This is a genomic window from Sphingopyxis solisilvae (genome assembly GCF_015475875.1).
In the GTDB taxonomy this organism is placed as follows: Bacteria; Pseudomonadota; Alphaproteobacteria; order Sphingomonadales; family Sphingomonadaceae; genus Sphingopyxis; species Sphingopyxis solisilvae.
On record NZ_JADKYM010000021.1, the window covers coordinates 24696 to 47492 of the forward strand.

Sequence of the window (22797 nt, forward strand, 5' to 3'; positions counted from 1 at the left end):
TTCTGACATGACGAACCCAGACCATGGCGACCTTTCCCTGGCCGCTTTGTTATCTGGAGCAAATCATTTGCATTTCTTCCCTGCGCGTCAAGTGCGAAGTTTGTTATTATATTACGTTCGCGATGCGGCGATCCATGCGTCGACGCGCCGTTCCAGTATGTCGAGCGGCACCGGCCCCGATTCGAGCACGACGTCGTGAAAGGCGCGATAGTCGAAGCGCTCACCCATCGCGGCTTGAGCGCGGCCGCGCAGTTCCATTATCTTGAGCTTGCCGACGGTGTATGCGGTCGCCTGGCCCGGATAGACGATATAGCGTTCGATCGCCTTTTCGATGTCGCCGTCGGGGTTGGGAGTATTGTCCTTCAGATATTGGATCGCGCGTTCGCGGCTCCAGCGCTTGTCGTGAATGCCGGTGTCGACCACGAGGCGGCAGGCGCGCCACAGCTCCATGCCGAGCCGGCCGAAATCGCTGTAGGGATCGGTGTAAAAGCCCATGTCCTTGCCGAGCTCCTCCGAATAGAGTCCCCAGCCTTCGGTATAAGCGGTGAAACCGCCGAAGCGCCGGAAGGGCGGCAGGCCGGTCAGCTCGGTCTGCACCGCGCGTTGCAGGTGGTGACCGGGGACGCCTTCATGATAGGCGAGCGCTTCCAGTTCGGTCTTGGGCATGTCGCGCAGGTCGTAGAGGTTGACATAATAGGTACCGGGTCGCGATCCGTCGGGGGAGGGCGACTGGTAGAAGGCCTTGCCCGCCGATTTCTCGCGGAACGCCTCGACCGCCTTCACCTGCAGCGCGGCCTTGGGGAGGGTGTTGAAAAAGGCGGGCAGGCGCGCTTCCATCGCCTTGGTGCGCTGGTCGACTTCGGCGAGATAGGCCTCGCGCGTCGTGTGATAATATTGCGGGCTGGTGCGCAGATGTTCGAAGAATTGCCGCAGCGTGCCCTTGAAGCCGACCTTGGCCATGATCGCCTTCATCTCGCCGTGGATGCGCGCGACTTCCGAGAGACCGAGGTCGTGGATCTCGGTCGCGGTCATGTCGGTGGTCGTGTAGCTCGCGAGCAGCGCCTCGTAATAGGCCTTGCCGTCGGGCAGCCGCCAGACGCCGTCCTGCGTCGGCGCGTTCGCCTGCTGGCGCTTCATTTCGGTCAGCAGGCGCCCATAGGCGGGACCGGCGCTGTCGTTCCATGCGGCTTTCGCCGCGTTGGTCAGCCGCGCCTTTTCGGCCGCGTCGATTTCCAGCTTGCCGACCTTGCCGACAAAATCCTCGATCACCGCATTGTTCGGCGCTTGCAGGTTACCGATGTCGGAGATCAGATAGGCATAGACCCATTTGGGCGGCTGAACGCCGTTGGCGGCGCGCTTCACCGATTCGGCGGACAGCGCGTCGAGCACGGGGCCGAGCCCGCGGATGCGCGCAACATAGGCCTCGGCCTCGGCGACACTGGCGACGCGGTGGATGTTGATCAGGAAGGCGGGGAGCTGGCTTTGCGGCCCGTTCATCTGGTCGAACACATAGCCATGGTTGCGAAACGGAAACAGCCGTTCGGCGCGCGCCGCCTGCGCGTTGAACAGCTCGAACGACAGCGCCTCGTCGGCCGACAGCGTGGCCGGGTCAAAGCTGCCGCGCATTGCCGCGGCGGTCGCTTGTTGCAATTTGTGGTTTGCGACTGCCGCCTCTTCGCCGACGTCGTTCCAGCGGCCATAATCGCCGTCGCGAATCCCGCGATACGCCTTGCCCTGCGGGCTGAGTGACAGTTGCGCGGCGTCATAATTGTCGAAAAACTGCGCGAGATTCGCACCGGCCGGCACGGGTGTAACGGTGGCGGGCGCTTCCTGCATCGTCGCGGGCGCGCAGCCCGCCAAGGCTAACAGCGCGAGGCCGGTGGACAGGCGAGCGATAATTGGAAACTGCGACACGAATTTCTCCCGGTTTTTCCGATGGATTTTTGGCGATACCCAACAGGTTGAGGCGGGGCTTGCCATAGCCGCGCGGGACGCGCAATGGCGGGCCATGTCGATCTTTGCCTCCGCCGCCGATGCCGCCTACGCGCTGGTCCGCCCGATCGTTCACGCCACCGATGGCGAGGCGGCGCACAATCTGACGCTCGGCGCGCTCGAGCCACTGCCGCGGGCGCGCCGCGCGCTGACCAGCCCGATACTGGCGACCGAATTTGCCGGGCTGAATTTTCCCAATCCGGTCGGTCTGGCGCCAGGCTTCGACAAAGACGCGCGCGTTGCCCACGCAATGCCGCATTTCGGCTTCGGTTTTGTCGAGGTTGGCACGCTGACCCCGCTGCCGCAGGACGGCAACCCTCGACCGCGGCTGTTCAGGTTGGTCGAGGACGGCGCGATCATCAATCGTATGGGATTCAACAATGGTGGGCAGGAGAAGGCCGCCGATCGCATCGCGTGCCTGCGCCGCCACGGACTGCCGGTCCCGCTGGGCATCAATATCGGCGCCAACAAGGACAGCGCCGATCGCATCGCGGATTATGCCAAGGGGACTGCGGCGATGGCGCCGCTCGCCGATTATCTGACCGTCAACATCAGCTCGCCGAATACCCCGGGGTTGCGTGCGTTGCAGGACAAGGGAGCGCTCGAAGCCCTGCTCGACGGCGTCGCCGCGACGCAGCCCGTTGGTGCGGCCAAGCCGGTGCTCCTGAAAGTCGCGCCCGACCTCGAACCCGCCGACATCGACGATATTGTCGCGGTGGCGATCGACAAAGGTCTGGCGGCGGTCATCGTGTCGAACACCACGATCACCCGTCCGGCGCTGGTATCGCGCCATGCGGCGGAGGCGGGCGGCCTGTCGGGCGCGCCGCTCGCCGATCTGGCGCTCCAGCGGGTCCGCGATTTCCATCTCGCCAGCGGCGGCAAAGTGCCGCTGGTCGCCGCGGGCGGGATTGCTTCGGCTGAGCAAGCATGGGAGCGCATCCGGGCGGGCGCGAGCCTCGTGCAGATATATTCGGCGATGGTCTATTCGGGACCGGGTCTTGCCGCGCGCATCGCGCAAGGGCTCGAAAAGCTGACAGTGCGCGATGGGTTTGCGCGGGTGAGCGACGCGGTGGGAGTAGGCGAATAAATCCTCCCTGCGGCGAAGCCGTGGGGAGGGGACCGCCCGCGAAGCGGGTGGTGGAGGGGCAGCGACGGTGCGTTAAAAGCCCCTCCGTCAGCGCTTCGCGCTGCCACCTCCCCATCGCTACGCGACAGGGAGGATCGGTTAGGCTTGCACTCCCCCCAACCCCGCGCCAATGTCGCCGCCATGTTGAAAAGATTCCTGCCGCTTGCCGCGGTCTTCACCTTGACCCTTCCGTCACCCGCCCTCGCACAGGGCGTCACCTCGTCCGCCGACTCGCGCGCGACCGAGGCGGGGCGGCAGATCCTGCATCAGGGCGGCACCGCCGCCGACGCCGCGGTCGCGATGGTCGCCGTACTCACATTGGTCGAGCCGCAGTCGAGCGGCATCGGCGGCGGCGGCCTGATGCTGCATCACGACGCCACGGACGGCAGCATATCGACGATCGACGGCCGCGAAATGGCGCCGGCGGCGGCGAAGCCCGATCGCTTCCTTGGCGCGGACGGGAAGCCGCGCAGCTATTCGGATGCCATTCCGGGCGGGCTGTCCGTCGGCGTACCCGGCAATATCCGCCTCATGGAAATGGCGCACAAGAAATGGGGCAAGCTGGAGTGGTCGGCGCTGTTCAAGCCTGCGATCAAGCTGGCCGAAGAAGGTTTTGAAGTCACCCCGGTGCTCCACAACTGGATGACGCGCTTCGAGCCGCTGTGGAAAGATTTCCCCGATGCGCGCGCCATCTATTATGTCGACGGCAAACCGGCGCCGGTCGGGACGCGGATCCGCAACCCGGCCTATGCCGCGCTGCTGCGCGACGTCGCGGCGCGCGGCCCCGACGCTTTCTACTCCGGCGCCAACGCCCGGGCGATCAGCGATGCGGTCGCCAACGCGCCGCGCAACAAGGCGACGCTGACGGTCAAGGACGTCGCGGCGTACAAGGCGAAGGAACGGCCCGCGGTCTGCACGACCTATCGCATCTACAAAGTGTGCGGCATGGGGCCGCCCTCGTCGGGGGCGACGACGGTGTTCGGCATCCTCGGCATGATCGAGGGCTGGGACATGAAGGCGATGGGCAAGGACAATCCCATGAGCTGGCACCTTTTGTCCGAAGCGATGCAGCTCGCCTATGCCGACCGCGGTGCCTATCTGGGCGATGGTGATTTTGTCGACGTTCCCGTGGCGGGACTGCTCGACAAGAAATATCTGGCCGAGCGCCGCCGGCTGATCTCGCCCTTTGGCGCCGCCGGCCGCTACGAACCCGGCACGCCGCCGGGCGCCAAACCGCGTGCCGAGGCACCGCCGATTCCGGAGCAGGGGACGACCCACTTTGCCGTGGTCGACCAGGCGGGCAATGTCGTGTCGATGACCTCGACGATCGAGAGCATTTTCGGCAGCCACCTGATCGCCAATGGTTATTTCCTCAACAACGAGCTCACCGATTTCGACCTCGCCCCGACGGTGAACGGCGTTCCGACCGCCAACCGCGTCCAGGCGGGCAAGCGCCCGCTGTCGTCGATGTCGCCGACGATCGTTTACGGCCCCGATAACAAGCCGATCCTGGCGGTCGGTTCGGCGGGCGGCAAGCGCATCATCATGCACGTGACGAAGGTGCTGGTCGGCGTGCTCGACTGGGGGCTCGACGCGAAATCGGCGATGGAGCTGCCCAACCTGTATTTTGGTGAAAAGGGCGTGCTGATCGAGGATATCGAAGCGGGACAGGCCATTGCCGCAAAGATGCAGCCCTTTGGTTACAGCGTGACGCCGACCGACCTCGGATCGAAACTGAACGCGGTCGAGCGCGTCGATGGCGTCTGGCGCGGCGCCGCCGACCCGCGCGGCCCCGGCACGTCGGCCGTGGATGACGCGCCGCCGCAGGGGTGAACGAGCTGATCTTGCTATCTCGTCATTGCGAGGGCCGCAGGCCCGTGGCAATCCAGAGCGGCGCAACACCGCTCTGGATTGCTTCGCTTCGCTCGCAATGACGTGTATTTGAAACGATAAGAACTGAAAAACAGTCTCCCTGGAGAGAGATAGAATGAAGCTGGAAAACCCCCATCTCGACCATTTTCCCAGTCTGGTCGCGATGTTCTTCGATCGCGCGAGCAGGGGCGGCGAAGACCCGTTCCTGTGGCGCAAGGCCGATCGCGCGTGGCAACCGCTGAGCTGGCGACAGGTCGCCAACCAGGTCGCGGCGCTGGCGCACAATCTGCGCGAGATGGGGCTGAAAGACGGCGACCGCGTAGTGCTGGTCAGCGAGAACCGTCCCGAATGGTGCATCGCCGATCTGGGCATCATGGCCGCCGGCTGCATCACCGTGCCGACCTATACCACCAACACCGAACGCGACCACCAGCATATTCTGGACAACAGCGGCGCGCGGGCGGTGATCGTTTCGACCGCGAAGCTGGCGCGCACCTTGATGCCTGCGGTCATGCGCTCCGACGCGAACATCGTCATCAGCATGGAAAGCCTGCGCGTCGGGCAGCAGGGCGATGTCGCGGTGCATGACTGGGACGGGCTGGTGCAGGGCGGCGAGGCCTGGCTGGCCGAGGCGCAGACGCGCGGCGCCGCGATGAAGCGCGAGGATACCGCCTGCCTCATTTACACCAGCGGCACCGGCGGCGCGCCGCGCGGGGTGATGCAGCATCACGGCGCGATCCTGCACAATGCCGCAGGTGCGGCCGAGGTGCTGGTCAATGATTTCGGCATCGGTGACGAAGAGGTGTTCCTGTCGTTCCTGCCACTCAGCCACGCCTATGAACATTCGGGCGGCCAGTTCCTGCCGATCATGGTCGGGGCGCAAATCTATTATAGCGAGGGGCTCGAAAAGCTCGTTTCGAACATCGAAGAGACGCGCCCGACGATCATGGTCGTCGTACCGCGCCTGTTCGAGGTGATCCGCGCGCGGATGATCAAATCGGTTGAAAAGCAGGGCAAACTCGCGAACTGGATGCTGAACCAGGCGCTGCGCGTCGGCGAAAAAGACTATGAGCGCCGGATGGGCGTGCTCGATCGCCCGGTCGACCTGATCCTCGACAAATTGTTCCGGCCCAAGATCCAGAAACGCTTTGGTGGGCGAATGAAGGCGCTGGTGTCGGGTGGCGCGCCGCTCAATCCCGAAATCGGCGTGTTCTTCCATTCGATCGGGCTAACCTTGCTGCAGGGCTATGGCCAGACCGAGGCGGGGCCGGTGATCAGCTGCAACCGCCCGAGCACAGGGATCAAGATGGACACCGTCGGTCCGCCGCTGATGAACACCGAGGTCCGCATCGCCGACGACGGCGAGATTTTGGTGCGCGGCGAACTGGTGATGAACGGTTATTGGCGCAACGATGCCGAGACGGCGCGGGTGCTCGTGGACGGTTGGCTGCACACGGGGGATATCGGCCATATCGACGAGAAGGGCCGCATTGTCATCACCGATCGCAAGAAAGACCTGATCGTCAACGACAAGGGCGACAATGTGTCGCCGCAGCGCGTCGAGGGCATGCTGACGCTCCAGCCCGAGATTTTGCAGGCGATGGTCTACGGCGACAAGCGCCCGCATCTGGTCGGCCTGCTTGTCCCCGACCCCGAATGGATGACCGAATGGGCCGAGGCGGAGGGGTTGCCGAAAGACCTGTGCCGCCTGCGCGAACATGAAAAATTTCGCGCGGCGCTGCGCGCGGCGGTGGACCGCGTCAACGGCCAGCTGTCGGTGATCGAAAAGGTCCGCAAATTCGACTTCGCCGACGAGCCGTTCACGATCGAGAATGAACAGATGACGCCTTCGATGAAGATCCGCCGCCATGTGCTGCGCGAGGTCTATGCGGACAAGATAGCGGCGCTGTACAAGGCATAAAGCCCCTCCCCATCAGGGGAAGGAATTTTCACTCGCTAGAGCAGACGGGGTTGCGACCCGAAGAACTCGGCGCAAACCGGTCCCCGCCTGCGACTGAACCGCCGGTTCAGCCAGCGTCCCCCGCCGGTTTGCGATAGGGGACGAATTCGCCAAAGACACAGGTCGGGCCGCGGATGCCGCTCGACCGATCGACCAGATGGAAAAAATCGCCTTCGCAGGTCGACGATCCGAACTGGCGGACCACCATGATATCGCTATCGCGGGCGAGCCCGGGGCAGCTGTTTTTCAGGTCGTTGCGGTACACCAGATTGCCGCCCGAACGGTACAAGAGGATGCTGTCCGACACGCGGATCGTGTCGTTGCTGCGGTAATTGGGCAGGCATTTGATCGGGGCGCCGGGGATCTTGCCCGCCAACTGGCGGTCCAGCCTTTCGGCCTGCCGCGGGGTTAGGGCCGCGGCGCCCGGTTCGGCGGTGCCGGCGGGCGCGCAGCTGGCGAGCAGCGGCGCAATCGCGACCAGCAGGGCCGCGGCCGGCGGATTCAGCTTTGCCATGAACATGCTCCTTGAAGCGGGACAGGATAGGCCCGGCAAATGAATGGGTGCTGAAGCGGGCGCGTCATGCCGCATCCTTCAGCGCGCGGATCCGGCCGAGGTCGGCGGCGTCGCGCGCGCGCAGGAAGGGATTGGTGGCCCGCTCGGCGCCGATGGTGGTCGGAACCGTCGCTTCACCTGCGGCGCGCGCCGCTTCGACCGCCGCCAACCGCGCGGCGAGCGCGTCATTGTCGGGCTCGACGGTTACCGCAAAGCGCGCGTTCGACAGCGTATATTCGTGGGCGCAATAGACGCGCGTCGCATCGTCGAGCGCCCCGAGCTTTTGCATGTTCGCGAACATCTGCTCGGCCGTCCCCTCGAACAGCCGGCCGCAGCCCATCGCGAACATCGTGTCGCCGACAAAGATCGCGGCATCATCGGCGAAATGATAGGCGATGTGGCCCGCGGTGTGCGCAGGGACGTCCCAGACTTGCGCAACATGATCGCCCAGCCGTACCGTATCGCCGCCCGTCACCCGGACGTCGAGCGTCGGTATGCGTTCATATTCGGCCGCTGGTCCGGTGATCGTACAGCCCGTGGCTTCCTTGATCTCGGCATTGCCGCCGGTATGGTCGGGATGCCAGTGCGTGTTCCAGATGTCGGTGATCGTCCAGCCACGTGCCGCAGCGGCGGCGAGCACCGGATCGGCGACCGCGGGATCGACGACCATGGTCGCGCCGCTCGCGGCATCGTGGACCAGCCAGACATAATTGTCGCTGAGCACCGGAATGCGGACGATGTCGAGTGCGGTCACGATCTTCTCCTTTCCATCGTCGCGCCCTTTCAAGACGGAGCGGTGGCGGCGCAGCCTTGGTCGCGAAGTTCAGGGCAACAGGGCGTCATAACCACGCTCGTTGAACTCGATCAGGCAGAATCCATTGCCGAAAGGGTCGGCGAACATGGCCTGTCTGCCATAAGGCAGGTCCAATGTCTCGCCCTCTTGTACCGCGCCGGCCGCGACGGCTTGCCGGGCGGCATCTTCCAGTCGGGCGACTGAAAAGTCCGGATGGACCGGCGTCCAGTGCCGGTTGTAGCGGCGAAAATCGCCAGCGCCGGGACCGATCGCCGACCCGGCGCGTTTGGCGATCAAATAGATCGGGACCTCACAGCCGGTCAGTTCGGCGATGTCGTTGTCGAACCGCCGCGCAACCGTGAGCCCCAGCGCGCTCGTATAGAAACGTTCCCCAGCGGCGAGGTCGGGCACATCAATGTTGACCAACAGCCCGGGCATCGCGGCGACGTCTACCAGCTGCCTGTATTGGGCATCGATGCCCAGGGTTCCTGCGGCGGCAGATGGCCTTCCTGCAACAGCTCGACCGAAATGCCGTCGGGCGAGCGCACGAACGCCATATGCCCGTCGCGTGGCGGGCGGTTGATCGTCACCCCTGCGTCCATCAGCCGCTGGCACGTCGCGTAGATATCGTCGACCCGGTACGCGAGATGGCCGAAATTGCGGCCGCCCGTATATTCCTCCGGGGTGCTGCCGTCCGCCGGCGGCCAATTATAGGTCAGCTCGACCTCGGCGATGCCGGCCTGTCCGGGCGCGGCAAGGAAGATGAGCGTGAAGCGCCCGGCCTCGTTATCGAAACGGCGCACTTCCTCCAGTCCGATCAGCTTGAAGAAATCGACGGTGGCTTGCGGGTCCGACACGCGGATCATCGTGTGAAGATATTTGGTCATGCGCCCATATTAGGCGCGAAGCGTCCGACCTTCAAATGCTTCGAACAAAGATGTGAACTCATCGGGCACCGGCGCCGTTGCCCCTTGCGCTTCCTCGACATGGACGTTGACGATCGTGCCCGCGGCCCGCAGATCGTCTTGGCCCGCGCCATGCAGTTCGAACAAAAAGGTCATCGAACTTCGGCCCACGCGTGAGGCGCGTACGCAAATGTCGATTTCCTCGTCGAGCAGGATCGGCACCTTGTAATCGACCTCGGCGCGCGCGACGTGGAATTCGGGGCTGTCGCGCTGCGGCCAGCGGTCATAAACGCCCGCGGCGCGCCAATATTCGGTGATGCCAAGGTCGAAATATTCGAGGTAACGGCTGTTGAACACCACCGCCTGCGCGTCGATCTCGGCATAGCGCACGCGCTTGGTTACATGAAATTTGAAGTCGCTGCGGGCCATATCTGTCCTCTAACTGTTGGTGAACCGCGCGACGGTGTCGATCAGCAGCGCGATGTCGGTCTCGCGCGACAGGCGGTGGTCGCCGCCCTTGACGAGCGTGACCTGTACATCCGTGCTGGCGAGCGCTGCCGCCAGGCGCAGGCTGATGTCGGACGGCACGTCGCCATCCTCCTGCCCGTGCAGCAGCCGCACCGGGCAGGCGAGGGGGATGACGGTGTCGAGCAACCGGTTCGCCTCGCCCGACTGGAAAAAGCCGCGCGTCGTCACATAGGGCTGGTCGCTGTACGGGGTTTCCTCGACCAACGCCCCCTCGGCCATGATGATCGCCTTTTCGGAATCGCTGAAACCCCAGGCAGTGAAATCGGGCGCCGCCGCGATGCCGACCAGCCCGGCGACGCGGCCCGCCCCGTCGCGCCGGACCAGCGCCAGCGCGGTCAGCAGCATCAACCAGCCGCCCATCGACGATCCGACGACGATAACCGGTCCCTCGACCTTGGCGTCGATCAGGTCGAGCACATCACCGCGCCAGTCGAGCAGGGTCTGGTCGGCGAACAGCCCGTCCGACAAACCGCATCCGGCATAGTCGAGCAACAGGCACGCCTGACCCTCGCTCGCCGCCCAGTCGAACAGCGCCGTCGCCTTGCCGCCCGCCATGTCGGACATATAGCCGGGCAAAAAGACGATCGTTGGTCCGGTGCCCGGGGTGAAGCGAAACGCCAGCCGCGGCCGACCGACGCGCTCCAGAAATTCGGGGGCTGTGTCCACCGCGGTCAGATCACCCAGTCGATCGTGTTCATCTGGGTGACGGCCTGACCTTTGGCGCGCCGCTGTTCGACCATGATCCGGTTCAGCCGCTGGATCGTATCGCTGCCGGTGGTGATGCACCAGCCGGGGACGACCGCGTGAACCAGCGCGCACAGCCCGCCCCAGATCATCGTCACCCCGAATTTCGACGCGACGCCGAAATGCTCGATATAGTTCTCGTTGACGCTTTTCGGGTGATCGACGAACAGGCGCTTGAACACGGGCAGGGCTCCTTTACGGCTGCCGCTGCCCTAGCGAGCGGGCGACCGGCTCGCAAGGGCAGGCTGCCGCCCGGTGCTCATTCGGTGAGGAAGGCATCGACTGCCTTGGCAAAGGCTTCGGGCTGGTCGAGCATGATGAAGTGGCGACTGCCGGGCACCATTTGCGGGGTGAAGCGGGCGAGCCCCGCATATTGCGGCTCGAACGCGGTCTTGGCGCGCTCTGGCGGCATCAACGCGTCGTCCTGCGCATAGAGCAAGGTGACCGGCACCGCGACCGCTCCCAGTTCGCTGCGCAGGTCGGTGGTCATGACATCGTAAAACACCTGCCCCGTGACGCGCGGATCGGCCTGGCGCATCCAGCCGGCGATCGCGGTGCGTCCGGCGGCGCTGTTCGACATGCCCGCGGCCATGCTGGCCGGGCCGGGATCGGTGACGGGGGTCGTCGGCACCGGCTGGCCATATTGCGCGCGCATCATCGCGGCCATCTGTTCGGCCTGCGGCTTCATGCTCTCCGCCGTCGCGGTGGGGTCGAACAGGGTGCCGATAAAGGGCAGCGCGTCGACGATCATCAGCTTGCCGACCTCGCCCGGCGCGCGCGCCGCGATCATCAGCCCGGTCAGCCCGCCCATCGAATGGCCGATGACCGCGGGCGCGGCGCGGCCCTGATCGGTGATGCAGTCGTCGATATAGTCGGCAAGCTCGCGCATCATCGGGTCGAGCACCGGCCCCTCGGCATTGACCCCCGCCGCGTCGCCAAAGCCGCGGATCTGGACGCGGTGCAGGCGGTGCGAGCCTTTCAGCCGGTCGGCGGTGGCGTCCCATACGCTGCGCGGGCTCGACAGGCCGGGGATCAGGACGACGTCGGGGCCGTCGCCCTCGACCAGCACGGTGATGCGCTTGCCTTCGACCAGCCCCGTCGGACAGGGCTCGGCGGCGTGCGCCGGGCTCGCGATCAGGCCGGCGAGCAGGGCGAGAACGGCCATGACGGTGATGCGGTTTTTCATGATCGTCAGTCTTTCAGGAAAATGGCTTCGATCGGCAGGCCGAACAGGTCGGCGATGCGAAAGGCGAGCGGCAGCGAAGGGTCATATTTGCCCGTTTCGATCGCGTTGACCGACTGGCGCGACACCTCCAGCCGGTCGGCAAGATCCTGCTGGCTCCAGTCGCGCTCGGCGCGCAGGACTTTGAGGCGGTTCTTCACGGGCAGGGTCCGCCGTCACCGATCGTCACCTTGTTGACCAGCGACCCGACCGCCAGCCCGAGGCACCAGACCGGAAACACATAGAAGAGCGGCACCCGCGGCACGTCGGTGAACAGTTCCAAAATGCCCCAGCCGCTTGCCAGTGCCAGCGTGAGGCCGGTCGCAACCAGCATCTTGCGGATTTCCAGCATCCGGACATATTCGTCGGTCAGTTCGGCGATGTAGCGCGCCATCGCCCAGATAAAGCCCGAAGTGGCGAGCGCCGGAACCAGCGCCACCGCAACGGTCAGCGGGGTCGCCGCGGCATCGTCGGGAATGATCCAGCTCGCCAACATGACAGTCGCGATATAGGCCAGCGAAATCGGGATCATGCGGCCGACGTACCGGCGCTGCGCGGGGTTGGCGGCCATCGCTCAACCCTTCCGGCAAGCTGCACGCGGGGTGGTCGCGAGCATAATGATGGGCAGGACGAGGACAAGAATGCTGCCCACCGTCCCCGGAATCGCGTCGGCGATCCACGCGAGGGCAATGGCGAGGCTGGCGGACGCCCACAGCAAGGCACGGATTAGAGGTGGCATCGGTAAAGCTCCCTTGTTATTCAGTAAAGGAACATTGACATGATGAGTCGGATTTGTCAAGTAACATTGACAAAATGACAAGGGCGCTATTGACGCGGCGCGACCCGATCAGCTTTCGTGATCACGCCGGTCAGCGCGTTGCAGGCGGTACAGCGAGCTTTTCGGCGGCCCGTTCCTAGCGATGTCCGGTGCCATGGCGCTGCCGCCAGTTGAGCAAATGCGCCGTCACCAGTGCAATGGCCCCCGCCGAACTGAAGAGACGATCGGCGGTTTCGGGGTTGGCGGTCGTCAGCCATCCCTCATGCGCGGCCAAGCCGAACGCCAGCAGGCCGACTCCTGCCGCCGCGAACAGCGGCGCCGTCCCCCGGCGATGGCGGCGCCAGCCTTCGGCCATCGCGATCAGCGCGGCGGGCAGGGCAAGCATCAGGATTGCCGCGTGCAGCCATTCGGGCAAACGGAGCCAGCCGCCAAGCGCAGGCGCGACGAGCAGTGCGAGCGGCAGCGCAAGGCAGTGGACGAGGCAGGCCGACGACAAGGCGATGCCGACGAGATCCGCGGCCCGGGCGCGCGGCGAGGGAAGGCACATCGATTTTCTTTCACGGGAGAGGATTGCGCCTCCTCATAATGATACAATGTATCATTTCAAGCCTTGTTGTGAATCCGCCCCCTTGCCGCCCATACCGCATGCTGGCAAAGGGGCGCTGTTTTAGCCCGCCAGAAAGGCCGTTTTTTCGATGTCCGAGATGATCCGCGTCACCCTTCCCGATGGCTCTGCCCGTGAAGTCGCGCGCGGGACTACCCCGGCCGAGATCGCGGCCTCCATCGGGCCGGGCCTTGCCAAGGCGGCGCTGGCGGCAAGAATCGACGGCGAGCTGCGCGACATCATGCGGCCGCTGGAAGAAGACACGAACCTGTCGCTGGTGACGAGCCGGGACGAGGCCGACGCGCTCGAACTCGCGCGCCACGATTTTGCGCATGTGCTGGCGGAGGCGGTGCAGAACCTGTTTCCCGGTACCCAGATCACCTTCGGCCCGTCGACGAGCGACGGCTTTTATTACGACTTCGCGCCGACCGCCGAGCATGGCCCGTTCCGCGACGAGGAATTGCCGCTGATCGAGGAGGAGATGCGCCGCATCATTGCCGCCGACAAGCCGCTGCGCCGCGAAGTGTGGGACCGCGACGCGCTGATCGCGCGCTGGCAAAAGGATGGCGAGACTTTCAAGGCTGAATGGGCCGCCGAATTGCCCGAGGGAGAGGAACTCACCGTCTATCGTTCAGGTGACGGCTGGATGGATATGTGCCGCGGCCCGCATCTCGCCTCGACCGGCAAGCTGGACCCGGCGGCGTTCAAGCTGACGCGCGTGTCGGGCGCCTATTGGCGCGGCGACCAGAAGAATGCGCAGTTGAGCCGCATCTATGGCACCGGCTGGCTCAACAAGAAGCAGCTTGCCGAGCATCTCGTGCGGCTGGAGGAGGCGGCGAAGCGCGACCATCGCCGACTGGGGCAGGACATGGACCTGTTCCACCTGCAACAGGAGGCGCATGGCTCGGTCTTCTGGCACCCCAATGGCTTCGTCGTGTGGCGCGAGCTCGAGGCCTATATGCGCCGCGCGATCGATGCGGCGGGCTATCGCGAGGTCAAGACGCCGCAGGTGATGGACGCGCGCCAGTGGGAACAGTCGGGGCATTGGGGCAAATATCGCGAAAATATGTTCGTCATCCCCGACGAGGTGCCGAATATCGAGGATGAAGGTCCGATCGTCTCCGACGCTGCCGAGTGGATGGCGCTGAAGCCGATGAACTGCCCGGCGCATGTGCTGATCTTCCGCCAGGGCATGAAAAGCTATCGCGACCTGCCGCTGCGCCTCTACGAAAATGGCTGCTGCCACCGCAACGAACCGCACGGCGCGCTGCACGGCCTGATGCGCGTGCGCCAGTTCACGCAGGACGATGCGCATATCTTTTGCCGCGAGGATCAGATCGTCGAGGAAGTGCGCAACTTCTGCGCGCTCGCCGACCGCATCTACAAGGATTTCGGTTTCGACTATGCGATCAAGCTCGCGCTGCGCCCCGAAAAGCGCTTCGGAACCGAAGAGATGTGGGACAAGTCCGAGGATGAGCTGCGCAACGCGGTGATCGAGGCGGGCCTTGCGACCGAGCAATATGGCTGGGAAGAACTGCCCGGCGAAGGCGCCTTCTATGCACCCAAGCTCGAATGGCACCTCACCGACGCGATCGGCCGGACGTGGCAGGTCGGGACGATTCAGTCCGACCGCGTGCTCCCCGATCGCCTCGACGCCTCGTATATCGGCGAGGATGGCGAGCGGCATCGCCCGGTGATGCTCCACCGCGCGATCTTCGGCAGCTACGAGCGTTTCATCGGCATTTTGATCGAGCATTTCGCGGGTCGTTTCCCGACCTGGCTCGCGCCGGTGCAGGCGGTGGTCGCAACAATCGTCAGCGACGCCGACGACTATGCCAAGGACGCGGTCGCCCAACTTACTGCTGCGGGCATCCGCACCGACAGCGACCTGCGCAATGAAAAGATCAACTACAAAGTGCGCGAACACAGCCTCGCCAAAGTCCCGTACCTCCTCGTCGTCGGCAAACGCGAAGCCGAGGAAGGCACGGTCGCGATCCGCACGCTCGGCCAGGACGGCCAGCGCATCATGCCGCTCGCCGAAGCGATGGCGATGCTGAAGGCCGAAGCGACCCCGCCGGACCTTAGGGCTTGAACGCGAAGCGGCGGCGCTGGTTGTGGTGGCTGGCGCTTCTGGCAGTGCTCGGCTTTGCGCTGCTCGCGCGCGGCTATTGGAACGCAACGCGCGACCCGGTCGTGCGCACAGCGACGGTCGGGGTCACGGCTTGGCCTGAAGGACAGCCACCGCTCCGCATTCTGCTGCTTTCTGACACGCATGTCGCGGGCCCGGACATGCCGCCCGAACGGCTGGCGCGCATTATGGCTGGACTCAACCGGCTGCGGCCCGATCTCGTGCTGGTTGCGGGCGATCTTGTCAGTGAAAAGCGGTTGGCGACGCGCATATATACGCCGCGTGACGTTGTCGCTCCGCTCGCAGAGCTGCACGCGCCGCTTGGCGTCGTCGTCACCCCCGGCAACCATGATCACTGGTTCGCTCCCGATGCGCTTCGCGACGAACTCGAGCGGTTGGGCGTGCGCGTACTCCAGAACGAGACAATCAAACTCGGCCCGCTGATTGTCGGCGGGATTGACGACGACTATTCAGGCCATGACGATGTGCCGAAAACGCTGGCGGCGATGGACGCGCTGGGTTCTGGAGTGCCCTTGATCGTGTCGCACAGCCCCGATGTCATACCCGCCATCCGCCGTCCGGTCGCGGGCGTGTTTGCCGGGCATACCCATTGCGGCCAGATCCGTTTTCCGTTCGTCGGCGCAATCACCTATGTGTCGCGCTACGGTGATCGGTTCGCGTGCGGTGACATGACCGAGTACGGCCAGCGCATTTTTGTCGGGGCGGGACTCGGAACCAGCATTCTGCCGCTCCGCTTCCTGACGCCGCCCGACGTCTGGCTGGTTACGCTCGGTCCCCGGGTCACGCCCGATGGGTAGTTCTGCGCTGCCAGGTCTCGCGGGAATCGGCCGCCACGCTCCGGACGAGCGTCTGCCACGGCATCGTCACGCCGAGGGCTATATCGCGGTCGTGCTCGGCGGCGGATATGAAGAGGCGGGCGACGCGGGGCGGTTTGCGGTGCGGCCCGGCATGGTCGTGGTTCACGGGTGCTGGACCGCGCATCTCGACCGTTTCGGGGCGCGCGGGGCGGAGGTGCTGAACCTGCCCAAAGTGCCGGGACTGGCGCCCGGCGTCGGCACGATCGACGATCTCGACATGGCGGCGCGGCTGGCCGAGCGCGACCCGCGCGCTGCGGCGGCGTTCGTTGCCGAGCGGTTCCGGACGAGCAGCGTGCGGCACGCCGACTGGCCCGACCTGCTCGCCGCAGCGCTGCGCACCGACCCCGACCTTGCGATCACACCATGGGCGCGCAGCGTCGGCCTCGATCCCGCGTCGGTCAGCCGCGGTTTTGCGCGCGCCTATGGCACCAGCCCCAAACGCTTCCGGCTCGAGGCGCGGACGCGGCGCGCCCTGGCTGGTTTGCACGGATGGCGCGGCACGCTCGCCGATCTCGCCGCCGAGCAGGGGTTCGCCGATCAGGCGCATCTGGCGCGTGCAGTGGCCGCGATGACCGGGTTGCCGCCCGTGCGGCTGCGGGCAAAGTCCGTTCAAGCCAGCGGGGTGCGGTGCAGCTAGTCAGCGGCCATGCATCGCCGACATCTCCTAGCCGCCGCGCTCGCCGCACCCGCGTTCTCGTTCCTTCCCGCGCTTCCCGCCGTCGCGCAGGGCAACAAGCCCCCGATGCGCACACGCTGGAACGTCACCGGGTCGGAGGGCTATGACGCCATTGCGTTTCTTGGCCCGCTGTGCGGCCGCGACCTTTATCTGAACTATTATACGGCCGAAGCCGACGCTTTCGCACCCCGCTTGCCCGCCGCCATTCGCGCCGACATCCCGCGACTCGCCGACGAATCGGACCAGTCGCCCTTTGGCCTGCTTTGGCCGAAACTTGCCAATGCGCTGAGCGGTGCGGGGGTGACGACACTCGATTCGGTGATCGCGCTGCTCGCCGACCCCGACGCGCGGCTGAGGCCCAGCTACGCGGCTAACCCCAACGGGTCGGCCGAGGAATGGGCGTGGCTGCGAGCGCAGTCCGCGCGCCTCGCCCGCATCTTCGCGGCGATGCGCGAGGCCGGATTTCCTGCCTTCCACCGCGAAGCGATCGGCGCCGGCTTCGACGGTCGGATCACCGAAGTGCAGCGCGCGCTCGCAAGCTATGACGTCATCCACTGGCAGGAAAAGCTGACCGGTCGCACTTTTGATCCTGTCATCAACATCGTGCTGCTCGCCTTTTCCAAACCGCATGGCGTCAAGATGCAGGGCCAGACCTTCCTGCAGGCCGCCGATTACGATACCGCGACCACCGTCCGCATCGCGGCGCACGAGATGCTGCACCCGCCGATGCCGATGGACGGGCCCGCGGCAACCGCGGCGCTGGCGCTGCTCGCCAAAGACCCGCTGATCCCGCGTATCGTCGCCGACCATGATCCCCAATGGGGCTACACGACGCTCGAGGGGATGCTCGACGAGGATATGGCGCAGGCGCTCGATCAGCTTATCAGCGAGGCGCTGGGTGTTGCGCGCAACCCCGCCGACCGCTGGCGCAAGGCCGACGACGGCATCCATGTGCTTGCGGGCGCGATCTACGGAATGCTGCGGCAGGACCGGTGGACCGAAACCGGTGGGTCGATCGAGGCGTGGCTGGCGAAAGCAGTGCGCGCTGGCCGCTTCGATCCGCCGCGGCTCCACGCGATCGCGGCGCAGGTTCTCGAACGACCGGTGAACGCGCTTTGGCCGATTCGTTGAGGGGCTAGGCGGGACCGCCGCGCTGCGGTATCGGCCGCGCGGTGAATGGATTGTCCCAATTGATCGGTCTAGCGCCGCTGACGCTGGTCGGCGCCGCCGCGATGACCTTTGGCGCCGCCTATGTCCGCGGGCTTACCGGGTTCGGCATGGCGATCATCCTCGTGCCGCTGCTCGGGCTCATCATGCCGCCAGGTGAGGCGGTGGTGATGGGCATATTGCTGCAACTCCTGATTGGTCCGGTCGGCATCGGCATGATCGTCGCCGACGCCGACCGCGCAACCGCGCTGCCGATCGGGCTGCTCGCGATGGCGCTCACGCCGCTCGGCATGGTCGCGCTCGATCACACGCCCGCCGACGTCGCACGCCTGCTCATCACGCTCGCGGCGGTCGCCGCCTTTGTCGCGGTGCTGCTTCCCAAACAGGCGGAGGGGCACCGGCCCGGCAAGCTTGCGGTCGCGGGGACGGGGATCGCCTCGGGCATCCTCACCGGCTTTGCCGCGATGCCCGGCCCGCCGGTCGTGCCCTTTTATCTGCGCCGCCGCGTCGAGCCCAAGGTCGCGCGCGCGTCGATGCTGATGATCTTTTTCATGACCGCAATCGCCGGAACGCTCGCCGCGCTGTGGCTCGGTATTGCCAGCTGGCGGCTGCTCCTCGTCGCGCTCGTCCTGTTCGCGCCGATGTGGCTCGGCAACCGCGTCGGCGCCAGCCATTTCGGCCGCGTCCCCCCGCATGTCTGGCAGGCGATGGTCGCGCTCGTGCTGGGTGTCGCCGGGGTATCGGCGGTGGTGCGCCTGTTGAACTAAAGACTCCGCAGCGCCTGCGCCGGTTTCGCCGACAGCAGGGGCCAGCTTCCTGCAATGCCGATCAGGAACGACAGGCCGGCGCCGCCGACCAGCGTCGCGCCGACGATCAGCGGATCGGGGGCGAAGGTGAATTCAAACAAATTGACGACGACATAGCGCGCCGCGATCAGGCCCAGCGCGAGCGCCAGCACCGCGAGCACCGCCGCCAGCACCGCATATTCCATCGCCTGCGCGCCCAGGATCTGGCGCCGCGTCGCGCCGAGCAGTTTCAGGATCACGCTGTCATAAACGCGCCGTTCGCGGCTGGCAGCGATGGCGCCGATCAGCACCGCGATACCGGCCAGAATCGCGATGCTGGCGGCGGCGGCGATCGCCTGGCTCATTTGGGTGAGGAGCAATGTCACCTGGCTCACGACGTCGCGGACTGCGATCAGCGATGCCGAGGGAAAGGCACGCGGGATGCTGCGCGCGAGTTCGGCCTCCGCCGCATCGCCGACCGCGACGGTTGCGACCATGTTGTGCGGGGCGGCGTCGAAGGTGCCGGGGGAAAAGACCAGCACATAGTTGAGCCCGAAATTGTCCCAGTTGACGGTGCGGAAGGATGCGACCTTTGCCTGTACCTCGACCCCCAGAACATTGACCGACAAGGTGTCGCCGATCTTGAGCCCGAGCGACTTCGCCACCTCCTGTTCGACGCTGACCAGCGGCGAACCGGCATAATCGGCGGGCCACCACGCTCCGCTAACCAGCTCGCTGCCGCTCGGCAGGACGGGGCTGTAGGTCAGGCCGCGGTCGCCGCGCAGCACCCACGCGCCTTCGGGCAATTCGGCGAGTTCGTCGACGCGCTGGCCGCGAAACTCGGTGACGCTGCCGCGCAGCGCGGGGATCATGTTGATCTGCGCGTCGGGGGCGGCCCTGGTCACTATCGACCGGAACTGTGTCGCGCCGTCGCGCGGCACGTCGAGAACAAAGAAGCTTGGCGCGCGTTGCGGTACGGTACGCGAAATTTCGTTGGTGATGCTGGTCTGGATCGCGGCGAGCGTGACGAACAGCGTCAGCCCCAGCCCAAGCGCGACCACCAGCGCGCCCGTCGCTGCGCCGGGCCGGTGGAGATTGGCGAGCGCCAGGCGGAGCAGCGGGCGGCGCGGGCGGGGCAGGCGGCTGGCGGTGGTGCGTACCAGCCAGCCGAGCGCGACCAGAACAAGCAGCAGGCCGATTGCGGCACCGACGAAGCCGAGCGCGAACAACGGTTCGCGCGCAGTGCCGACGGCGAGCGCGATGATCGCCACCAGCGCCGCCGCGACCGCGACCAGGGTGCGGCGGTCGATGCGCGCCGGGCCGCTGACGGTGGCGCGGTACAGCCCGGCGGCGGGGACGTTGCGCGTCGCGGCCAGCGGCGGCAGTGCAAAGGCGATCGCGATCAGCAAGCCATAGGCTGCACTGACCGCCAGCGGCAGCGGATAGATGGCGATGCCCGGTTTCACCGGCAGCACATCGCCGGCAATCGCGCCGATCAGCGCGGGGGCGAGCGCGCCGACGATCAGCCCGGCGAGGATCGATATGGCGGCAACGGCGAGAATCTGGAGGCCATAGATGCGCGCAACCGTGCCGCTGTCGGCGCCCAATACTTTCAGCGTCGCAAGACCCGGCCGCTTGCCCGCCAGGTAGCTGGCGACGCCATTGCCGACGCCGATGCCTGCGATGACCAGCGCGGCGAGCCCGACGAGCGAGAGGAACTGGCCCATGCGTTCGATGAAGCGGCGCGTGCCGGGTGCGCCGTTGCTGCGGTCGGTTATGTCCCAGCCGGCGCCGGGAAATTCTGTGGTCAACGCCTTGCCGACGGCTTCGGGATTGGCACCGTCGGGCAGCCGGACGCGATATTTGCTTTCGAACAGGCTTCCCGGCTGGATCAGCTGCGTGGCGGGCAGGTCGGCCAGACCGATGATGGCGACCGGGCCAAGCGTGAATCCTTCGCCCAGCCGGTCGGGCTCTTCGGCAATGATGCCGTCGATCCGGAACGCTTTTTCGCCAAACTTCACTCGCTCGCCGACCTTCAGGTCGAGACGCGATGCCAGATCTTTGCCGACCCAGATCGCATCCTGCGGCGGCGGACCCCGGCGGGTGCCGCTTTCCAGTCGCATCGTGCCATAGAGCGGGTAAGCGCCATCGACCGCTTTCAGTTCGGACAACAGCGCGTCACCCTCGGGCGCGTTGGCCATCGCGCGCATCCGCACGGTGGACGAGGTTTCGCCCGCCCGGCGGAACGCCGCCATTTCTTCGGCCGTGGCTTCGCGCTGCGGGATGCCGAATTCGATATCGCCGCCCAAAATGGTCTGCCCGCGCACCTCGAGCTCGCTGGTGATCCCGCGCGTCAGGCTGCCGATCGCGGCCAGCGTCGCAACACCCAGGAACAGGCAGACGGCAAGCAGGCGCAGCCCGCGGATGCGCGTGGCAAGGTCGCGGCGCGCGATCCGCCAGAGCGAGGCAAGGGGGAGCATCAGCCGATCCTCCCTTTCGCAAAGCGATGGGGAGGGGGACCGTCTGCGAAGCAGATGGTGGAGGGGCCTTGCGACGGTTGCGCGATAGCCCCTCCGTCAGCGCTGCGCGCTGCCACCTCCCCATGGCTGCGCCACAGGGAGGATTTGCTGCGTTCAACCTTCACGTTGCCCGCTCTTCGATTTTCCCGTCGTGCATCACGACGACGCGGTCGCAATGTTCGGCCAGTTCGGGATCGTGGGTGATGATGAGCAGGGTCGCGCCGAGCGCGGCGCGGCGGGCGAAGATCAGTTCGATGATCGCATGGCCGGTCGCGGTGTCGAGATTGCCCGTCGGCTCGTCGGCAAAGATGATCGCGGGCTCGCTCGCCATCGCGCGCGCAATCGCGACGCGCTGCTGCTCGCCGCCCGACAGCTGCGCCGGATAATGGGTCAGCCGGTGACCCAGCCCGACCGCTTCGAGTTCGGCAGCGGCGCGCCCGAAGGGATCGGTGAGCCCTGCCAGTTCGAGCGGCACAGCGACATTTTCGAGTGCGGTCATCGTCGGGAGCAAATGAAAGGCTTGGAGCACGATGCCGATACGGCCGCGCCGCGCGCGCGCCAGTTCGTCCTCATCCATCGTGGCGAAATCCAGCCCGGCAACGCGGATGCTGCCGCCATTGGCGCGTTCCAGTCCCGCCAGCACCGCCATCAGCGAGCTTTTGCCCGACCCCGACGGCCCGAGCAGCGCGACCGACGAACCGGCGGGCACCTCCAGATCGACGCCGCGCAAAATTTCGACCGGGGTCTTGTCGCTGCCGAGCGTGAGCGTCACATTATGGGCGGCGATCGCCATTGCGGGCGATTGTCGGTGCGTGTCGGGCAAGGAGAGAACCCTTTTGGAAAAGCGAACAGCCGGATGGCGCTCTTTGGCCATATATGGTGCGGCGCTGGCGCTTTGCCAACCGCTTGCCGCCTGTGGATCGGCGGAAACCCCTGCGGCTTCGACCAGCGACAAGGTCGCGGCGAAAAACTCTCCGGCAATCCCCGCCGACGCGCCGCTGGTGATCGCCTTCGGCGACAGCCTTTACGCCGGCTATCAGCTCGGTCCCAACGAGGGGCTGGCGCCGCAACTCCAGGCGGCGCTGCTTGCCGACGGGGTGGCGGCGCGGGTGCAGAATGCCGGGGTGTCGGGCGACACCACCGCCGCGGGACGCCAACGGCTGGCCTATGTTCTGGACAATGCCCGGGTGAAGCCGGCGCTGGTGTTGCTGGGGCTGGGCGGTAACGACATGCTGCGCGGCATCGGTCCCGACGAAACGCGCGCCAATCTCGACGCGATGCTCGCCGAACTCAAGAAGCGCGGCATTCCGGTGCTGCTGACCGGCATGATGGCGTCGCCCAATATGGGCAGCGATTATGCCAGAAAATTCAACCCGATCTTTCCCGAACTGGCGGGAAAATATGGCGTGAGTTTCTACCCCTTCATTCTCGACAATGTGGTGACCGACAGGACGCTGATGCTGGCCGACAACCTGCATCCCAATGCCAAGGGGGTGTCCGTGATGGCCGAGGCGCTGGCGCCGCTGGTCGAACAGGCGCTGCCCGACGCGGGGTAGCGCCCTTGTCC

Annotated in this window: 24 protein-coding genes; 9 read left to right on the forward strand and 15 right to left on the reverse strand. The window is 65.9% G+C overall.

Annotated features, from left to right (window positions below):
• Positions 1 to 111 precede the first annotated feature (111 nt).
• The gene (locus tag IR187_RS13430; protein WP_407699088.1) at positions 112 to 1914 is read right to left on the reverse strand and encodes a DUF885 domain-containing protein; all 1803 of its coding nucleotides are present in this window, start codon (positions 1912 to 1914) and stop codon (positions 112 to 114) included.
• 94 nt (positions 1915 to 2008) lie between these two features.
• On the opposite strand from IR187_RS13430, the gene IR187_RS13435 reads away from it, so the two are divergent.
• The 3 genes from IR187_RS13435 (at position 2009) to IR187_RS13445 (ending at position 6911) form a co-directional block, all read left to right on the forward strand.
• Entirely contained in the window at positions 2009 to 3079 is a 1071-nt protein-coding gene (locus tag IR187_RS13435; protein ID WP_194955088.1) for a quinone-dependent dihydroorotate dehydrogenase, read from the forward strand.
• A 180-nt stretch (positions 3080 to 3259) separates the two neighbouring features.
• Entirely contained in the window at positions 3260 to 4951 is a 1692-nt protein-coding gene (gene ggt, locus IR187_RS13440; protein ID WP_194955089.1) for a gamma-glutamyltransferase, read from the forward strand.
• 154 nt (positions 4952 to 5105) lie between these two features.
• A complete protein-coding gene (locus IR187_RS13445) occupies positions 5106 to 6911 on the forward strand; it encodes an AMP-dependent synthetase/ligase (RefSeq protein WP_194955090.1) in 1806 nt (601 codons plus the stop codon).
• Between the two features lie 106 nt (positions 6912 to 7017).
• On the opposite strand, the gene IR187_RS13450 is transcribed toward IR187_RS13445, so the two are convergent.
• From IR187_RS13450 to IR187_RS13505, 12 genes are all read right to left on the reverse strand, one after another.
• Complete coding sequence (locus IR187_RS13450) at positions 7018 to 7464, reverse strand: hypothetical protein (protein ID WP_228765938.1); 447 nt, start codon at positions 7462 to 7464, stop codon at positions 7018 to 7020.
• A gap of 64 nt (positions 7465 to 7528) precedes the next feature.
• Positions 7529 to 8257, reverse strand: coding sequence for a hydroxyacylglutathione hydrolase (gloB, locus tag IR187_RS13455; protein ID WP_194955092.1), 729 nt, complete (start codon positions 8255 to 8257; stop codon positions 7529 to 7531).
• 69 nt (positions 8258 to 8326) lie between these two features.
• Complete coding sequence (locus IR187_RS13460) at positions 8327 to 8707, reverse strand: VOC family protein (RefSeq protein WP_324187699.1); 381 nt, start codon at positions 8705 to 8707, stop codon at positions 8327 to 8329.
• A 38-nt stretch (positions 8708 to 8745) separates the two neighbouring features.
• Positions 8746 to 9183, reverse strand: coding sequence for a VOC family protein (locus IR187_RS13465; protein WP_194955094.1), 438 nt, complete (start codon positions 9181 to 9183; stop codon positions 8746 to 8748).
• Between the two features lie 9 nt (positions 9184 to 9192).
• Positions 9193 to 9630: an acyl-CoA thioesterase gene (locus IR187_RS13470; RefSeq protein WP_194955095.1), complete on the reverse strand. Its 438-nt coding sequence runs from the start codon at positions 9628 to 9630 to the stop codon at positions 9193 to 9195.
• A 9-nt stretch (positions 9631 to 9639) separates the two neighbouring features.
• Positions 9640 to 10404, reverse strand: coding sequence for an alpha/beta hydrolase (locus IR187_RS13475; protein ID WP_194955120.1), 765 nt, complete (start codon positions 10402 to 10404; stop codon positions 9640 to 9642).
• Positions 10401 to 10655, reverse strand: coding sequence for a DUF6356 family protein (locus IR187_RS13480; protein ID WP_194955096.1), 255 nt, complete (start codon positions 10653 to 10655; stop codon positions 10401 to 10403). The genes IR187_RS13475 and IR187_RS13480 overlap by 4 nt, the downstream gene beginning before the upstream one ends.
• A 77-nt stretch (positions 10656 to 10732) precedes the next feature.
• Positions 10733 to 11659, reverse strand: a complete 927-nt coding sequence (locus IR187_RS13485) for an alpha/beta fold hydrolase (RefSeq protein ID WP_194955097.1) — start codon at positions 11657 to 11659, stop codon at positions 10733 to 10735.
• Positions 11660 to 11664: 5 nt separating this feature from the next.
• Positions 11665 to 11856 (reverse strand): helix-turn-helix transcriptional regulator, encoded by a 192-nt coding sequence (locus IR187_RS13490; protein WP_011541000.1) that lies wholly within the window; start codon positions 11854 to 11856, stop codon positions 11665 to 11667.
• A complete protein-coding gene (locus tag IR187_RS13495) occupies positions 11853 to 12266 on the reverse strand; it encodes a hypothetical protein (RefSeq protein ID WP_194955098.1) in 414 nt (137 codons plus the stop codon). Before IR187_RS13495 ends, IR187_RS13490 begins: the two co-directional genes overlap by 4 nt.
• 3 nt (positions 12267 to 12269) lie before the next feature.
• Positions 12270 to 12434 carry a hypothetical protein gene (locus IR187_RS13500; protein WP_194955099.1) on the reverse strand — a complete coding sequence of 55 codons (165 nt, stop codon included), beginning with the start codon at positions 12432 to 12434 and terminating at the stop codon, positions 12270 to 12272.
• A gap of 175 nt (positions 12435 to 12609) precedes the next feature.
• Positions 12610 to 13020 (reverse strand): MerC domain-containing protein, encoded by a 411-nt coding sequence (locus IR187_RS13505; RefSeq protein ID WP_194955100.1) that lies wholly within the window; start codon positions 13018 to 13020, stop codon positions 12610 to 12612.
• A 148-nt stretch (positions 13021 to 13168) separates the two neighbouring features.
• On the opposite strand from IR187_RS13505, the gene thrS reads away from it, so the two are divergent.
• Genes thrS through IR187_RS13530 form a run of 5 tightly spaced genes read left to right on the forward strand, consistent with a single transcriptional unit; the run spans position 13169 to position 18693 of the window.
• Positions 13169 to 15169, forward strand: coding sequence for a threonine--tRNA ligase (thrS, locus tag IR187_RS13510; protein WP_194955101.1), 2001 nt, complete (start codon positions 13169 to 13171; stop codon positions 15167 to 15169).
• Positions 15166 to 16023, forward strand: a complete 858-nt coding sequence (locus tag IR187_RS13515) for a metallophosphoesterase (protein WP_228765940.1) — start codon at positions 15166 to 15168, stop codon at positions 16021 to 16023. Before thrS ends, IR187_RS13515 begins: the two co-directional genes overlap by 4 nt.
• On the forward strand, positions 16016 to 16720 hold the full coding sequence (locus IR187_RS13520; protein ID WP_194955102.1) for a helix-turn-helix domain-containing protein: 705 nt from the start codon (positions 16016 to 16018) through the stop codon (positions 16718 to 16720). Before IR187_RS13515 ends, IR187_RS13520 begins: the two co-directional genes overlap by 8 nt.
• Before the next feature lie 9 nt (positions 16721 to 16729).
• On the forward strand, positions 16730 to 17890 hold the full coding sequence (locus tag IR187_RS13525) for a hypothetical protein (RefSeq protein ID WP_194955103.1): 1161 nt from the start codon (positions 16730 to 16732) through the stop codon (positions 17888 to 17890).
• Positions 17891 to 17949: 59 nt separating this feature from the next.
• Positions 17950 to 18693: a sulfite exporter TauE/SafE family protein gene (locus IR187_RS13530; protein ID WP_228765941.1), complete on the forward strand. Its 744-nt coding sequence runs from the start codon at positions 17950 to 17952 to the stop codon at positions 18691 to 18693.
• Here IR187_RS13530 and IR187_RS13535 read toward each other — a convergent pair.
• The gene (locus IR187_RS13535; RefSeq protein WP_194955105.1) at positions 18690 to 21191 is read right to left on the reverse strand and encodes an ABC transporter permease; all 2502 of its coding nucleotides are present in this window, start codon (positions 21189 to 21191) and stop codon (positions 18690 to 18692) included. The genes IR187_RS13530 and IR187_RS13535 overlap by 4 nt on opposite strands.
• 160 nt (positions 21192 to 21351) lie before the next feature.
• Positions 21352 to 22023, reverse strand: a complete 672-nt coding sequence (locus IR187_RS13540) for an ABC transporter ATP-binding protein (RefSeq protein ID WP_194955106.1) — start codon at positions 22021 to 22023, stop codon at positions 21352 to 21354.
• Between the two features lie 73 nt (positions 22024 to 22096).
• Here IR187_RS13540 and IR187_RS13545 point away from each other — a divergent pair, with 73 nt between their 5' ends.
• Entirely contained in the window at positions 22097 to 22786 is a 690-nt protein-coding gene (locus IR187_RS13545; protein WP_228765942.1) for an arylesterase, read from the forward strand.
• Positions 22787 to 22797 lie beyond the last annotated feature (11 nt).